Origin of the sequence: Pseudomonas sp. CP-1 (assembly GCF_021213715.1) — a bacterium.
In the GTDB taxonomy this organism is placed as follows: Bacteria; Pseudomonadota; Gammaproteobacteria; order Pseudomonadales; family Pseudomonadaceae; genus Pseudomonas; species Pseudomonas aeruginosa.
The window spans coordinates 224,942-238,523 of record NZ_JAJQKY010000009.1 but is presented as its reverse complement, the minus strand read 5'-3'; the positions used below and the strand labels follow the sequence as shown (position 1 = coordinate 238,523).

Below are 13,582 nucleotides of genomic sequence, written 5' to 3'. Positions count from 1 at the left end.
GGAAAAGCCCGGCCCCGCGCCGGGCTTTTTCGTACGGCCACTGGCCGGAGCCTGGACTGGCAGCGCCGCAGGCGCCTTGGTTCAGCCGAACCAGAAATACAGCAAGGTCAGGTTCGCCGCCGAGATCAGGCCGAACAACGACCAGGCCAGCGCGCTGACCCAGCGCGGGTTGACGAACTCCCCCATCAGGTTCCGGTCGCTGCTGAAGCGAATCAGCGGCCACAGGGCGAACGGCAATTGCAGGCTGAGCACCACCTGGCTGAGCACCAGCAGCTTGCCTACCGCGCCTTCGCCCAGCCAGAGCACGCCGATCAAGGCCGGCACCAGGGCCAGGCCGCGGGTGATCAGGCGCCGCTGCCAGCAGGGAATCTTCGCCCGGAGGAAACCCTCCATCACCACCTGCCCGGCAATGGTGCCGGTGAAGGTCGAGCTTTGCCCCGCCGCCAGCAGGGCGAAGCCGAACAGGAAGCTGGCCAGGGCGCCGCCCACCAGCGGGTCGAGCAGGTGGTAGGCGTCCTGGATCTCCACCACCTCGGTGTGGCCGCTGCCGTGGAAAGCCGCGGCGGCGAGGATCAGGATCGCCGCATTGACCAGCAGCGCCAGGGACAGCGAGCCGATGGTGTCGAGCCGGGAAAAGCGGATCGCCGAGCGTTTGCTCGCCGCGTCGTCGCCGCTGACCCGGGTCTGCACCACGGACGAATGCAGGTAGAGGTTGTGCGGCATCACCGTCGCGCCGAGGATGCCGATCGCCAGGTACAGCGGCTCCTGGCTGCTCAGGGTGTCCCAGGATGGCCGCAGGCCGGCGGCGACATCCGGCCAGTAGGGGCCGATCAGCACCAGTTCGACGAAGAAACACGCGCCGATGGTCGCGATCAGCCCCAGCACTATGGCCTCCAGGCGGCGGAAGTTGGCGCCCTGCAGGGCCAGCACGATCAGGGTATCGAAGGCGGTGAGGACCACCCCGGTGGTAATCGAGACGCCCAGCAGCAGGTGGAAGGCCAGCGCCGCGCCGAGCACCTCGGCAAGGTCGGTGGCGACGATCGACAGTTCCGCCAGCAGCCATTGGCCACGCGCCACGCCAGGGCGATAGCGCTCCCGGGAGAGCTGCGCGAGGTCGCGGCCGGTGGCGATCCCCAGGCGCGAACAGAGGCTTTGCAGGAGCATCCCGGAAAAGCTCGCCAGCACCACCACGAACAGCAGCGCGTAGCCGAAGCGCGAGCCCGCCTCGATGGCGGTGGCCCAGTTGCCGGGGTCCATGTAGCCGACCGAGACCAGCAGGCCGGGGCCGACGAACAGCGCCAGCTTGCGCAGCGGCGAGGCGTCGGCCGGCACCGCCACGCTGTGGCTGACCGCCGAGGGACAGAACGGCGCGGTGGCCGTGGTGGGCAGGGAGTATTTCACGAGGCGACGCCGGATCGGGGAGGAAGTGCGACCAGCCTAAACGTTTCACCCCGGTCGCGTCTTCCCTCCCCTCAGGCCTGGGCGCGCTGGCCGACCAGGCTCAGCTCGGCGACCTTCTCGCGCCGCTGCGCCAGGTAGCGGGTGCAACTGACACGCAGGAAGGAGGCGAAGTTGAGCACCTCGCCGCGATAGTCCATCACTTCCTCGTAGAGCTTGGTGATCAACTGGTTGGTGCTCAGGCCCTCGCCTTCGGCGATTTCCCGGAGGATGTCCCAGAACTGGTTCTCCAGGCGCAGGGTGGTCACCACCCCGCGGATGCGCAAGGAACGCGAGCGCGATTCATAGAGGATCGGGTCGGCTTTCACATAGAGTTCGCACATGCGCGGGGGTCTCCTGGGTCTCAGTGGCTGATACGGGTGCCGAGCACCTCAAGGAAGCGCGCCAGCCACGCCGGATGCGCCGGCCAGGCCGGCGCAGTGACCAGGTGGCCGTCGACGTGGGCCTGGTCCGACGGAATGTCGACGTACTCGCCGCCGGCCAGCCGCACCTCCGGGGCGCAGGCCGGATAGGCGCTGCACGCCCGCCCTTGCAGGACGCCGGCGGCGGCCAGCAGCTGGGCGCCATGGCAGACCGCGGCGATCGGCTTGCGCGCGGCGTCGAAGGCACGCACCAGAGCCAGCACCTGCTCGTTCAGGCGCAGGTATTCGGGGGCGCGGCCGCCGGGGATCAGCAGGGCATCGTAATCCTCGGCGCGGGCCTGGGCAAAGTCGGCATTGAGGGTGAAGTTGTGGCCCGGCTTCTCACTGTAGGTCTGGTCGCCTTCGAAATCGTGGATGGCGGTGCGCACGCTTTGCCCGGCCCGCTTGTCCGGACACACCGCATGCACCTGGTGGCCCACCATCTGCAGGGCCTGGAACGGGACCATGGTTTCGTAGTCTTCGGCATAGTCGCCGACCAGCATCAGGATCTTCTTCGCAGCCATCACGCGCACTCCTTCGGGCAGGGCCCGGTCATACCGGGGATGCACCTAAGGTAGCCAATCCGCAGGGGGACGCGGGTAATAGACGGTTACTACACGCGTGCCGGGTTCAGATGCCGATCTTGTCCAGGGCCCGCCCGACGCCTTCCCAGAACGAGCGCTGCACGCGTTTCCGGTAGCCGCTGGCGGCGAACTGCATGGGCTCCTGGACCTGGTGGGTAGCGCCGATTTCCGCAGCGCCGAGATCGGCCGCCACCAATTGCAGCGGGCCATCGCCCTCACCCGCCGGGTTCTCGCTCTTCGGTGGCGGGTTGAGTTCGTCGTAGCGCAGGTAGTAGACCGAGCCGGCCCTGGCCTCGAGCATGAAGCTGGCGATGCGGGTGAAATCCATCGGACCGTCGGCGAACAGGGTCCAGAAGCTGCCCGCCAGCGGCCGGCGCATTTCCAGCTTGTAGCTGCCGGTCTCGAACTCGAACGCCAGGTAGCCGTTGCTCGGCAGGCTGCCGATCAGTTCGTTGTTGAGGAAGATCCCCGGCGCCTCGAGTTCCTCGTCCGCCCACTGGCTCCGCGGACGGTAGAGGTAGACGGTGGCGTGGCTGGCATCGGCGCTCGGATGGGCGACGAAGGCCGGTCCGTCCACCGCACCGAAGAACGCGCCGGGCGTGCTGCAGCCGACCAGGCTCGCGACGATCGACAGGGCCAGCGACAGGCTGCGCAGCATGCTCCATCCCTCTTCTTATGGTTATCCGCGCAGCATAACCAGCCGGGTCGGGCCTGCCACCCGTCGAAAGTCCGGTTCTCCGGGAGAACGGCCTCAGGCCGGGCGCGGCACCTTGGCCAGCGCCGGCGTCGGCATCAGCCGGCGCACCAGCCACTTGCGCACCGGCACCACGCCGCGCTCCTGGAACAGTACGCAGAACGCCACCAGCAGGACCAGGAACAGCGGGTAGTAGAGCAGCGACGATGGCAGCGCGGCCGCCGCCTCGGTGCAGGCGCGCCAGTCGTCGAGACAACGCCCCGGCACGGCGATAAGGCGCTCGCTACGGGAGAACAGGGTGAACATCGGCACATGCAGGGCGAACAGCGACAGCGAGGCGGCCCCCAGGCGCGGCGACCAGTGGCGGACGAAAGCGCTCTTCGGGTCGGCGGGCAGCGCGCAAAGGCACACCAGCAGCAACTGGGCCGGCAGCAGCAGGCCGTTGTGCAGCAGGAAGTACCAATGCTTGGCGCCCTGGGTGAACAGGTAGTCGGCCACCAGGAAGGCCGCCACCACCAGCGCCACCAGCGCGGCCAGCAGGCCACGTCCCGGCACCATGCCGCGGTCGCGGTAGCCGCGGAACAACCCGTAGGCCAGGATGCCGCCAAGGAATTCCGGCAGGCGCAGCAACGGATTGCGGTGCAGCAGGCCGGTCCAGGGGATCCCGTAGCTCTCGCTGGCCACTACCAGCGCCGGCGGGATCAGGTAGACCAGCCAGACCAGCGCCAGCACCTTCCACTTGTGCCGGCTGCGCATCAGCCGCGGGGCGACGAAGGGAAACGCCAGGTAGAAGAACATCAGCGTCGACAGCGACCACAACGGCGCGTTGAAGGTCAGGTAATAGGGATTCCAGGCCTGCAGCAGGAGGATCTGCAGGATGCTGTTGACGAACAGTTCGGTGTTGCTCATCCAGTGCAGGAAGAGTTCCGGGTGGGTGCGGCCGAGCACTTCGTTGGTGTCGTAGATGACGAAGCGCGGGGTGGCCTTGTCCAGCTCGGGACCGATTCCCAGGTGGCTGAGGGCCAGCAGCACCAGGATCGACAGCAGCAGGGAGAACAGGTGCAGCGGATAGAGATTGGACAGTCGCTTGGTCCAGAAGCTGCGGGCGCTTTCGCGCAACCGGCCGCTGCGTGCGTAGACATGGGCCAGGAGGAAGCCGGAAAGCACGAAGAAGGTACTGGTGGCGAAGAACCCCAGGCTGGTCAGTTCGTCGAGACCGGGAAACTTCTGCTCTTTCGGATAGGTATGCAGGGTGTGGTACACCACCACGTACAGGCCGAGCAGGAAGCGCAACCATTCCAGTCCGATGAAACGTTCCTTGGAGTCGGGCGTTGCCACGCATCTCTCCTTTGTCATTGTAATGGGCGGTCCGGGGTAGACCCGCAAGCTCCCCGGCAAGTTTCACCGGGCCGGCCAGCGGCTACGAACGGCCGCGCCCTAGCGCCGGCGGTCGAGGAAATTCACCACTACCCGGTCCAGCCAACCCCACAGGCGCTGGTGCAGGCGCATCCACAGGGGTCGCGCGCGCCACATCGCCAGGGTCACCTCGCGGCTGTCGGCGAAGTCCGCCAGCAGGCTCGCCGCCGCCTCATTGGTGAAGTCCGGGTCGAGGGCCTCGAGATTGGCGTCGAGGTTGAAGCGTAGATTCCAATGATCGAAGTTGCAGGAGCCGACGCTCACCCAATCGTCGACCATGACCATCTTCAGGTGCAGGAAGCGCGGCTGGTATTCGTGGATGCGCACGCCGGCGCGCAGCAGGCGCGGGTAGTAGCGCTGCCCGGCATAGCGCACCGGGGCGTGGTCGGTGAGCCGCCCGGCCAGCAGCAGGCGCACCTCCACGCCGCGCTGGGCGGCCTTGCGCAGGGCCCGGCGAACCTTCCAGGTCGGCAGGAAGTACGGCGTCGCCAGCCAGATCCGTCGGCGCGAGCCGTTCAGCGCGCGGACCAGCGATTGCAGGATGTCGCGGTGCTGGCGGGCGTCGGCGTAGGCCACCCGGCCCAACCCACGGGCCGCCCCCGGCTGCGGCGGAAGGCGGGTAAGGGTCATGCCCTCGCGGGGCTTCCAGGCTTTCTCTTCGAGACAGGCCAGCCATTGCCGCTCGAACAGCGCCGCCCAGTCCGCCACCACCGGGCCGTCCATCTCGACCATCACCTCGCGCCAGGCGCTGACGTCGCTGACCGGTTCCCAGAATTCGTCGGTGATCCCGGCGCCGCCGACATAACCGAGGCGCCCGTCCACCAGCAGCAGCTTGCGATGGTCGCGGTAGAGATTGCCGCCAGTCAGCTTCCAGCGCAGCGGGTTGTACAGCCGCAGTTCGCCGCCGGCCTCGCGCAGGCGCTGGATCCAGGCGCTGCCCAGGCCTAGGCAGCCGAAGCCGTCGAACAGGCAGCGCACGGCGACGCCCCGGCGGCGGGCATCCAGCAGGGCGACGAGAAACAGTTCGGCGCAATGCCCGTCTTCCACCAGGTACAGCTCCAGCTCGATGCTCCGCTGCGCCGCCTCGATGGCCAGCAGCATGCGCGGGAAGAACCGCACGCCGTCATTGAGCAGGGCGAAGCGGTTGTCGCTGCGCCAGGGAAAGACCGGGCCGCTCACCGCGAAGTGAAGATCAGCACGGCGCCGACCGGCACCGAGAGCCCGATGCTGCCGGCGCCGGCCAGCTTGCGCAGGGTCTCGATGCCGGGGGCGAGGTCGAAGTCGGCGGCGTCCAGCACCAGCGGCGACAGGGTCACCACCTGGAAGCGATGCTCGTCCAGGCGGGTCACCAACAGGTCGCTGGCGTAGCTCTTGCGCTTGCCGTGCAGGCTGACGGTCACCGGCTGGCGCATTTCCAGTTGCACGCCGTCGGCCAGCTCGACGATCGGCGCCAGGTCGAGCTGGGCGGTGATCTCCGCCTCGGCGAAGCGCTTGGTCTCGAACAGATGCTCGCGGATGCGTTCGTCGCGCAGCGGGATGTCGGTGCTCACCGAGTCCAGCTCGACGCGCAGGCGCGCCTGCCCCTTGTCGTCGACCTTGCCGTGCATGACCAGGAAGCGGCCGACTTCCGAAAGGGTAGCGTTCTTGGTGGAGATGAAACTGAGTCGCGACGACTCGTAGTCCAGGTACCAGGCGGCCTGGACCGGCAAGGCCAGGAGGGCCAGGCCGAGGCAGATCAACTTGTGCATGAGGGTTCCCTTTGCGTCCGGCGCCACCTTAAACCGGCCGCCTGGGAGCAGGCAAACTCCCGCGTCAGTCGAGCGCGTGCTGCAACTGACTGACGGTATCGGCCAGGGTTCCCAGATGCCGGCGGCGCACCCGTTCGACGCAATCCTGGTCGCGCGGCCAGTGCAGCGCCACGCTGCCGAGCAGGCGACCCTGGGCGCGTACCGGCAAGGCCACCGCGCGGATCAGGAACGGCAGGCGCACCGGATACTCCCAGTGTCCCTCGGTACGCTCGCCGTAGCCCTGGCCGTGGGCCTGCTCGCGGGTGCGCAGCCAGAGGTCCTCGTCTACCTGGTGCTGGCGCGCCAGGCGGCGCACCTCGCTGTCTGCCAGTTCGCCCAGGCAGGCCTTGCCCATGGCCGAATGGAACAGGCTGGCGTGCTGGCCGACCACCAGCCGGTTGGCCGGGTAGCGCTTGCGCAGGACGCCGGGCACCGAGCTTTCCGCCACCAGCAGGCGGTCGCCGTCGAGAATCGACAAATCGGCGACCAGCCCGGTGCGCTCGCTCAACTCCACCAGCAGCGGCGCGGAACGCTCCACCACCTGGCAGCGGAAGCGCTCGGCGGCGTCACCGTAGAGGCGGGTGGAACGCAGCCGGTAGCGCCGGTCGGTCAAGCCGCGGTACAGCCAGCCCTGCTCCAGCAGGGTATGCAGCAGCCGCGACACCGTGGCCTTGGGCAGCTCAGTCAGGTAATGCAGTTCCTCGAGCCCCAGCGCCTGGTGCTGGCCCAGCAGATCGAGGATCGCCAGCGCCCGCTCCACCGAACGCACGGTTCCCGCCTCTTCTCTTTCCGGCATGACGACACCTCCACCGTCGACAGACCGTTATGGCAAAGCAAGATGCAGGCCCAGGTCATGTAGGAAGAATCTGCGAATACGGCAGCATTGCTCCGCGGCCTAGTCGATTCCCCCTGGAGCCTCGAGCATCGCCGGCGGACGGCGGCTGACCCAACGGGTCAGGCCCTCGTGGGCATGGGCCAGTTGCAGCACCGCCAGGTCGGCCTGCGCCGGGCCGATGATCTGCAATCCCATCGGCAGGCCCGCCGCGCCGAAGCCGATAGGTACGCTGATCGCCGGCAAACCGGCCAGGGTCGGGCCGATCACCACCTCCATCCAGCGGTGATAGGTGTCCATCGGCCGCCCGGCGACCTGCCGCGGCCACGCCGTTTCTGCATCGAAAGGAAACACCTGGGCGCTGGGCAGCAAGAGGAAATCGTAACGTTCGAACAGACGCGCCAGCGCCCGATACCAGTCGCTGCGATCCAGCGAGGCGCGATAGACCTCGGCGGCGCCGAGGCCGAGCCCGGACTCCACTTCCCACTGCGCCTCCGGCTTGAGTCGGACGCGCCGTGCGGGATCGGCGTAAAGCTCGCCAAGCGAGCCCTGCACCAGCCACTGGCGATGGACCAGCCAGGTGCGCCACAGGCGCTCCAGGGGATAGTCCGGCAGGCACGCCTCGACGTCGCAGCCCAGCTCGGCGAAATCGCCCAGCGCGGCTTCGCAAAGCTCCAGCACGCCCTCCTCCATCGGCAGGTAGCCGGCGTAGTCGCCGAGCCAGCCGAGCCGGGCTCCGCGGAAGTCGCGCCCGAGGTCGTCGGCGAACCTGCGCGGATCGTCGCGCAACGACAGCGGACAGCGCGGATCGTAGCCGGCCTGGGTGGCCAGCAGCCGGGCCAGGTCGGCCACGCTGCGCCCCATCGGGCCTTCGGTGGCCAGTTGCTGAACGAACAGTTCCGCTTGCGGGCCGTGCGGCACCCGTCCCTGGGACGGGCGGAAGCCGTAGACGTTGTTGTAGGCGGCGGGGTTGCGCAGCGAACCCATCATGTCGCTGCCGTCGGCCACCGGCAGCATGCGCAGCGCCAGCGCCACCGCCGCCCCACCGCTGCTGCCGCCGGCGATCCGCGCCGGATCGTAGGCATTGCGGGTGGTGCCGAACAGCGGGTTGTAGGTCTGCGAGCCGAGCCCGAACTCCGGTACGTTGGTCTTGCCGATGACGATCGCACCGCTGCTCTTCACCCGCTCGACGACGATTGCGTCGTGCTCCGGCACCTGCCCGGCGAACAGCGGCGAACCCAGGGTGGTAGGAATGCCGGAGGTGGCGGCGAGGTCCTTGATCGCCTGCGGCATGCCGTGCATCCAGCCCAGCCGTTCGCCGCGCGCCAGTTGCCGGTCGCGCTCGTCGGCCTGGGCGAGCAGACGGCTTTCCGCCTGCAGCGAGACGATGGCGTTGACCCGCGGGTTGAACCGTTCGATCTGCGCCAGGTAGGCCTGCATGACCTCGCGGCAGGATAGTTCGCGTCGGCGGATCGCCGCGGACAGCGGCAGCGCGTCAAGCGCGACGATTTCCTCGTGGCCGTCGCTTCGATGGCGGGTGGCGCTCATTCACAGACTCCTTGCCGGCTTGCCCAGGGCCGGTTCACGGGGGCGCGGGGCGGGCGTCGCGCCCTCCCGCAGATAGAGGGTGGCGAGCAGCCCGAGGAAGGCCGCGCCGAGCACGTAGAACGCCGGCGCCACTGGCGAGCCGCCGACCTCGGTGAGCCAGGTGACGATGAACGGAGCGAAACCGCCGAACAGCATCACCGCCAGGTTATACGCCACCGCCAGGCCGGTGGAACGCACCCGCACCGGAAACTGCTCGGCCACCGCGGTCGGCGCCGGGCCGAAGAAGCCGCCGATCGCCGTGCACAGCAACAGTTGCATCAGCAGCAGGCGCCCCAGGCTCGGCGCCGCGGCGACCCAAGCGAACAGCGGATAGACCATGAACATGAAGGCCAGGGTCGCGACCAACAGCACCGGGCGCCGCCCGACCCGGTCGGAGAGTCCCCCAGCCAACGGGATTACCAGGGTCATCAGCGCCACCGCAGCCATCTGCACCATGAACACCTCGTCCAGCGGCAGGCCCAACTGCTTGTGGGCGAAGGTCGGCATATTCACCAGCACCACGTAGAAGGACACCGTGCCGATCACCGTCAGGCCCATGCTCACCAGCACGCTGCGCCGGTATTCGCGCAGCACGCCGAGCAGCCCCTGGCGCTCGCCGGGCTCCCGGATGGCTTCGAGGAAGGCCTCGGTCTCGCCCATGTAGCGGCGGATCCACAATCCCACCGGACCGATCAGCAGACCGAACAGGAACGGCACCCGCCAGCCCCAGCTCTCCAGGGCCTCGGCGTCCAGGCAATGGGTGACCAGCGCGCCCATCCCCGCACCGGCGAACACCGCCAGGCACTGGCCGAACAATTGCCAGGAACCGTAGAGACCGCGCCGGTGCGGTGGCGCGCTTTCCACCAGGAAAGCCGTGGCGCTGGCGTACTCGCCGCCGGTGGCGAAACCCTGCAGCATTCGCGCGATCACGATCAGCAACGGTGCGCCGACGCCGATCGCCGCGTAGGTCGGGGCGAAGGCGATCATCGCGATGGACAGCGTCATCAGCAGGATGATCAGTTGCATCGCCGCCTTGCGTCCCCTGCGGTCGGCATACAGGCCGAGCAGGACCCCACCGACCGGACGCATGAAGAAACCGACACCGAAGGTGGCCAGGGCCATCAACAGCGAGGTGTACTCGTCGCCGGAAGGGAAGAACAGCCTGGCGATCAGGCTGGAAAGGAAGCCGTAGACGATGAAGTCGTACCACTCCAGGGCGTTGCCGATCACGGCAGCCGCCACCTGGCGGGTACGCGAGGTACCGCTCGGGCAAGCGTGCATGGGAATCTCCTGGTAACCGGGGGAATGCCGGCGCGACTCAGGCCGCGCCGTTATTGGCGGCAGTCAGTCGAAGGCCGGACGCCGCGGGGGCGGCCAGCCAGGTCTCGGCGAGCGCGCCCCAATAGGCCGCGCCCCGGACCAGGATGTCGTCGTTGAAGTCATAGGCCGGGTTGTGCACCATCGGCCGTCCTCTGCCGTTGCCGATGAACAGGTAGCTGCCGGGGCAGCGCTGTAGCATCCAGGCGAAGTCCTCGCTGCCCATCAGCTTCGGCGTGTCGCCGTCGACCTGCTCCGCGCCGGCCAGCTCGACCCCGACCTGGCGGGCGAACTCGGTTTCCTCGACGCTGTTGACCAGCACCGGATAGGCCGGGTAGTGCTCGATGCTGGCCTGGCACCCATAGCTGGCGGCCTGCAACTCGATGATCTGGCGAACCCGCTGCAGCACCTGCTCGCGCACCTGGCCGTCGAGCGCCCGCAGGCTCAGGCGCAGCACGGCGCGCTGGGGTATGACGTTGGCCGCCTCGCCGGCCTGCAATGCACCGACCGTGACCACCGCGGCCTTCTGCGGATCGACGTTGCGCGCCACCACGCTCTGCAGGGCCATCACCGCGCTCGACGCGGCGAGCAGCGGATCGACGCTCAAGTGCGGCATCGAACCGTGGCCACCGACGCCCTCCAGGGTGACGCTCAGCAGGTCCTGGGAAGCCATCATCGGTCCCGCGCGGAAGCCCAGGTGCCCGGCCTCCAGTCCCGGCATGTTGTGCATGCCGAACAGCGCATCGCAGGGAAAGCGCTCCAGCAGCCCGTCGGCTAGCATCGCCTCGGCGCCGCCCTGGCCTTCCTCGGCGGGCTGGAAAATCAGTACCAGGGTGCCGTCGAAACGCCGCGTCGCCGCCAGGTAGCGTGCCGCGCCGAGCAGCATCGCGGTGTGTCCGTCGTGGCCGCAGGCGTGCATGCGCCCGCCGTGGCAGCTGCTGTAGCCGAGCCCCGTGGCCTCGACGATCGGCAGCGCATCCATGTCCGCCCGCAGGCCGAGCCGCCGCGTACCGTCGCCCTGGCGGAGGACGCCGACCACGCCGGTGCGGCCGATCCCTTCGTGCACTTCGTAGCCCCAGCCGCGCAGGCACTCGGCGACCAGCGCGGCGGTGCGTCGCTCCTCGAAGCCCAGTTCGGGATGGGCGTGGATGTCCTGGCGCAGGCTACGCAGGTCGTCGGCGACCTCCTCGAGCCAGGCCACGATGTGTCGATGTCGAGCCATGCCGTCTCTCCTCTGGCCGGATTGCGCTCCGGTCTTGTTGGCGGGAGGCCCGGACGCAAGGCCGGCCGGGCGTGGTCACAGCTAAGCGCGGCGCGCGGCGAAGGACAACGGAAGGCGGTTCCACTGGGTGGAACCCAAGGCCCGCGCCGCCCTGCGCCGGCGCGTCAGAACTGTTCCGGCGGCACTTCGCGGAAGTTCAGCACGGCGAACACCGGTACCTCGGGAGTGATCGAGGGAATATTGGCCATGTCCTTCAAGGGCTTGAGCTTCTCTTCCAGGTCGAAGTCGAGCAGCTTCAGCAGCACCGGCTCCAGGGTCGCCACCTGGACCAGCCCTTCGCCCTGGCGGGTGACCAGCACGTCGGCCTTCAGGCGGCGCTGCTGGCCGTGCAGGTCGAGGGTGAAGTCGAGCTTCTCGACCCGCGACTGACCGACCCGCAGGTCGTCGAAGCCGGCCATGTCCAGGCGGCTCTCCACGGTGGCCTCGGGGAAGCGCGAGGTTTCGAAGAAGTTGTCCTTCATTCGCTCGTCGCGCAGGGCCAGGCCGCTGTCCAGGGTGCCCAGCGGCACCACGATGCGCGCGACGCCCTGCTTGTCGATCTGGCCGCTGAGACGGTCGAAGCGCTGCACCTCGGCCATCTTCGCGCGTTTCACGGAAACGAAGCTGATCCGCGAGTAATCCGGCTCCAGTTGCCATTCCGCCGCCGACAGCAGCGGGCTGAGGAGCAACAACAGGACACACAATACAACAGGCATTCCACCTCCGGCTTCGGGCCGGCGCCGTCCCTCGCCCCGCGCCCCGACATGCGCCGCCGGTCAGTCCGGCAGCCTGTCCGCCTCGGGCATGAGCCGGCATCCCTCGCGCGGGCCCAGCCAGGCGGCCGTCTGCGTACTGCCGAGGCCGCGGGCGGTCACCCGGCGGCGGGCTTCGTCGTCGAAGAAGCCGCTGATCGGCACGTACTGTTGGGTATAGGCCCGGCAATAGTCCGCGGAGTTCCCCATCACGTAGCGGCAGGAGCAGTACTCCTTGGCCGTGTAGGCGCCGATGATGGCGGGAAAGGCCGCCAGGTGGATGCGGTTCTGCCAGGCCCACGCGAGGGCGGCGAGCAGCCCCAGGACGAACAGGAAGAGCAAGGGATGGCGACGGATCATGGCCGCGCCTCCCCGACGAACGCCGCCTGCGCCAGGCGCAGGAATTCGTTGTGACGGAAACGCCCGTCGCGGTCGTCGGCGTAGCGCACGATCACCAGCTTCTCCTCGGGCAGCACGTAGAGCGCCTGGCCCCAGTGGCCGAGCGCGGCGAAGGCGGTCTCGGCGACGTCCGGCCAGGGCGCCCGCGCGCCTTTCACCGCACGGTTCAACCACCACTGGCCGCCCGGCACCGCCTCGCCCTCCTCTTCCGCGCTCGGCCGGTAGCGGGCGAAGGGCGTCAGGTTGAACTCGACCCATGCCAGCGGCAGCAGTTGCCGCTCGCGCCAGCGCCCGTGGCGCTGCATCAGCAGGCCGACGCGCGCCAGGTCGCGGGCGCTCATGTAGACGTACGACGAGCCGACGAACGTGCCGGCGGCGTCTCGCTCCCATACCGCCGAACGGATGCCCAGCGGCTCGAACAGCGCGCGCCAGGGGTACTCGGCATAGTCCGCGCCGAGCATGCCGTGGAGGGCCGCCGCCAGCACGTTGCTGTCGCCGCTGGAGTAGCGGAAACGCCGGCCCGGCGGCCGGGCCTGCGGGGTCTCGGCGACGAAGCCGGCCATGTCGTCACGCCCACGGGTGTAAAGCATCGCCACCACGGAGGATTTCAATGGCGCGAACTCGTAGTCCTCCTGCCAGTCCAGCCCGGAAGACCAGTTCAGCAGGTGGCGTAACGTCACCTGGGGATGACGGGCGAACGGCGGGTAGTAGCGCGCCACCGGGTCGTCGAGCTGGAAGCGCCCTTCGCCCTCGGCGACGCCAAGCAGCGTGGCGAGCAGGCTCTTGCTCACCGACCAGGTAAGGTGCGGGGTCTCGGCACGGCTCGGGCCGGCGTAGCGCTCATAGAGCAGGCGACCGTCGCGGATCACCACTACCGCGTCGGTGCGGATGCCTTTGCGACGAACATCGTCGCGACGGCCGAAGACATAGCGCTCGAATGCCTCCAGCGCCGGCCCCGCGGGCTGTTGGGCACGGGGCCAGTCGGTGTCGGGCCAGTCTTCGGCCAGGGCAGGGAGGGCGAATACCAGAGCCAGCGCGGCGAGGGCGCGGCGGGACAACGGCAAAGCGGGCATCGGCGGGCCCTCTCGACGGTC

The 13,582-nt window shown here is 68.7% G+C and carries 14 protein-coding genes; all 14 read right to left on the bottom strand.

The features are described from left to right. Positions 1-81: 81 nt before the first annotated feature. The 14 genes from LT948_RS19480 to LT948_RS19415 all read right to left on the bottom strand — a co-directional run bounded on the left by LT948_RS19480 (position 82) and on the right by LT948_RS19415 (position 13,561). On the bottom strand, positions 82-1,389 hold the full coding sequence (locus tag LT948_RS19480) for an Nramp family divalent metal transporter (RefSeq protein WP_073651059.1): 1,308 nt from the start codon (positions 1,387-1,389) through the stop codon (positions 82-84). 83 nt (positions 1,390-1,472) lie between these two features. After that, positions 1,473-1,781, bottom strand: a complete 309-nt coding sequence (locus LT948_RS19475) for a ribbon-helix-helix domain-containing protein (RefSeq protein ID WP_003093942.1) — start codon at positions 1,779-1,781, stop codon at positions 1,473-1,475. Between the two features lie 20 nt (positions 1,782-1,801). Further along, on the bottom strand, positions 1,802-2,386 hold the full coding sequence (locus tag LT948_RS19470; protein WP_019485779.1) for a DJ-1/PfpI family protein: 585 nt from the start codon (positions 2,384-2,386) through the stop codon (positions 1,802-1,804). A 103-nt stretch (positions 2,387-2,489) separates the two neighbouring features. Beyond that, on the bottom strand, positions 2,490-3,101 hold the full coding sequence (locus LT948_RS19465; protein ID WP_023092836.1) for a DUF2846 domain-containing protein: 612 nt from the start codon (positions 3,099-3,101) through the stop codon (positions 2,490-2,492). 93 nt (positions 3,102-3,194) lie between these two features. After that, on the bottom strand, positions 3,195-4,475 hold the full coding sequence (locus tag LT948_RS19460) for an acyltransferase family protein (protein WP_023092837.1): 1,281 nt from the start codon (positions 4,473-4,475) through the stop codon (positions 3,195-3,197). Between the two features lie 99 nt (positions 4,476-4,574). After that, entirely contained in the window at positions 4,575-5,654 is a 1,080-nt protein-coding gene (locus LT948_RS19455; RefSeq protein WP_003120863.1) for a phospholipase D-like domain-containing protein, read from the bottom strand. Between the two features lie 74 nt (positions 5,655-5,728). Beyond that, complete coding sequence (locus LT948_RS19450) at positions 5,729-6,301, bottom strand: YceI family protein (protein WP_003093949.1); 573 nt, start codon at positions 6,299-6,301, stop codon at positions 5,729-5,731. Positions 6,302-6,365: 64 nt separating this feature from the next. After that, positions 6,366-7,136, bottom strand: a complete 771-nt coding sequence (locus LT948_RS19445; RefSeq protein WP_003093951.1) for an IclR family transcriptional regulator — start codon at positions 7,134-7,136, stop codon at positions 6,366-6,368. A 99-nt stretch (positions 7,137-7,235) separates the two neighbouring features. Beyond that, positions 7,236-8,720 carry an amidase gene (locus tag LT948_RS19440; RefSeq protein ID WP_033991152.1) on the bottom strand — a complete coding sequence of 495 codons (1,485 nt, stop codon included), beginning with the start codon at positions 8,718-8,720 and terminating at the stop codon, positions 7,236-7,238. Beyond that, positions 8,721-10,040 carry a citrate-proton symporter gene (locus LT948_RS19435; RefSeq protein WP_003141238.1) on the bottom strand — a complete coding sequence of 440 codons (1,320 nt, stop codon included), beginning with the start codon at positions 10,038-10,040 and terminating at the stop codon, positions 8,721-8,723. A gap of 37 nt (positions 10,041-10,077) precedes the next feature. Beyond that, the gene (locus LT948_RS19430; protein ID WP_003101134.1) at positions 10,078-11,298 is read right to left on the bottom strand and encodes a M20 aminoacylase family protein; all 1,221 of its coding nucleotides are present in this window, start codon (positions 11,296-11,298) and stop codon (positions 10,078-10,080) included. 164 nt (positions 11,299-11,462) lie between these two features. Beyond that, positions 11,463-12,053 (bottom strand): YceI family protein, encoded by a 591-nt coding sequence (locus tag LT948_RS19425; protein WP_003093959.1) that lies wholly within the window; start codon positions 12,051-12,053, stop codon positions 11,463-11,465. 60 nt (positions 12,054-12,113) lie between these two features. Beyond that, a complete protein-coding gene (locus tag LT948_RS19420; RefSeq protein WP_003093963.1) occupies positions 12,114-12,449 on the bottom strand; it encodes a hypothetical protein in 336 nt (111 codons plus the stop codon). Further along, positions 12,446-13,561, bottom strand: a complete 1,116-nt coding sequence (locus LT948_RS19415) for a serine hydrolase domain-containing protein (protein WP_033991151.1) — start codon at positions 13,559-13,561, stop codon at positions 12,446-12,448. Before LT948_RS19415 ends, LT948_RS19420 begins: the two co-directional genes overlap by 4 nt. Between the last annotated feature and the right edge of the window lie 21 nt (positions 13,562-13,582).

What these genes read in the sequence shown, in the direction of transcription:
- LT948_RS19450 (WP_003093949.1), bottom strand. Translation starts at nt 6,301, where the DNA reads ATGCACAAGTTGATCTGCCTCGGCCTGGCCCTCCTGGCCTTGCCGGTC.
- LT948_RS19455 (WP_003120863.1), bottom strand. Translation starts at nt 5,654, where the DNA reads ATGCTGCTGGCCATCGAGGCGGCGCAGCGGAGCATCGAGCTGGAGCTG.
- LT948_RS19475 (WP_003093942.1), bottom strand. Translation starts at nt 1,781, where the DNA reads ATGTGCGAACTCTATGTGAAAGCCGACCCGATCCTCTATGAATCGCGC.
- LT948_RS19425 (WP_003093959.1), bottom strand. Translation starts at nt 12,053, where the DNA reads ATGCCTGTTGTATTGTGTGTCCTGTTGTTGCTCCTCAGCCCGCTGCTG.
- LT948_RS19445 (WP_003093951.1), bottom strand. Translation starts at nt 7,136, where the DNA reads ATGCCGGAAAGAGAAGAGGCGGGAACCGTGCGTTCGGTGGAGCGGGCG.
- LT948_RS19465 (WP_023092836.1), bottom strand. Translation starts at nt 3,101, where the DNA reads ATGCTGCGCAGCCTGTCGCTGGCCCTGTCGATCGTCGCGAGCCTGGTC.
- LT948_RS19435 (WP_003141238.1), bottom strand. Translation starts at nt 10,040, where the DNA reads ATGCACGCTTGCCCGAGCGGTACCTCGCGTACCCGCCAGGTGGCGGCT.
- LT948_RS19420 (WP_003093963.1), bottom strand. Translation starts at nt 12,449, where the DNA reads ATGATCCGTCGCCATCCCTTGCTCTTCCTGTTCGTCCTGGGGCTGCTC.
- LT948_RS19415 (WP_033991151.1), bottom strand. Translation starts at nt 13,561, where the DNA reads ATGCCCGCTTTGCCGTTGTCCCGCCGCGCCCTCGCCGCGCTGGCTCTG.
- LT948_RS19430 (WP_003101134.1), bottom strand. Translation starts at nt 11,298, where the DNA reads ATGGCTCGACATCGACACATCGTGGCCTGGCTCGAGGAGGTCGCCGAC.
- LT948_RS19440 (WP_033991152.1), bottom strand. Translation starts at nt 8,720, where the DNA reads ATGAGCGCCACCCGCCATCGAAGCGACGGCCACGAGGAAATCGTCGCG.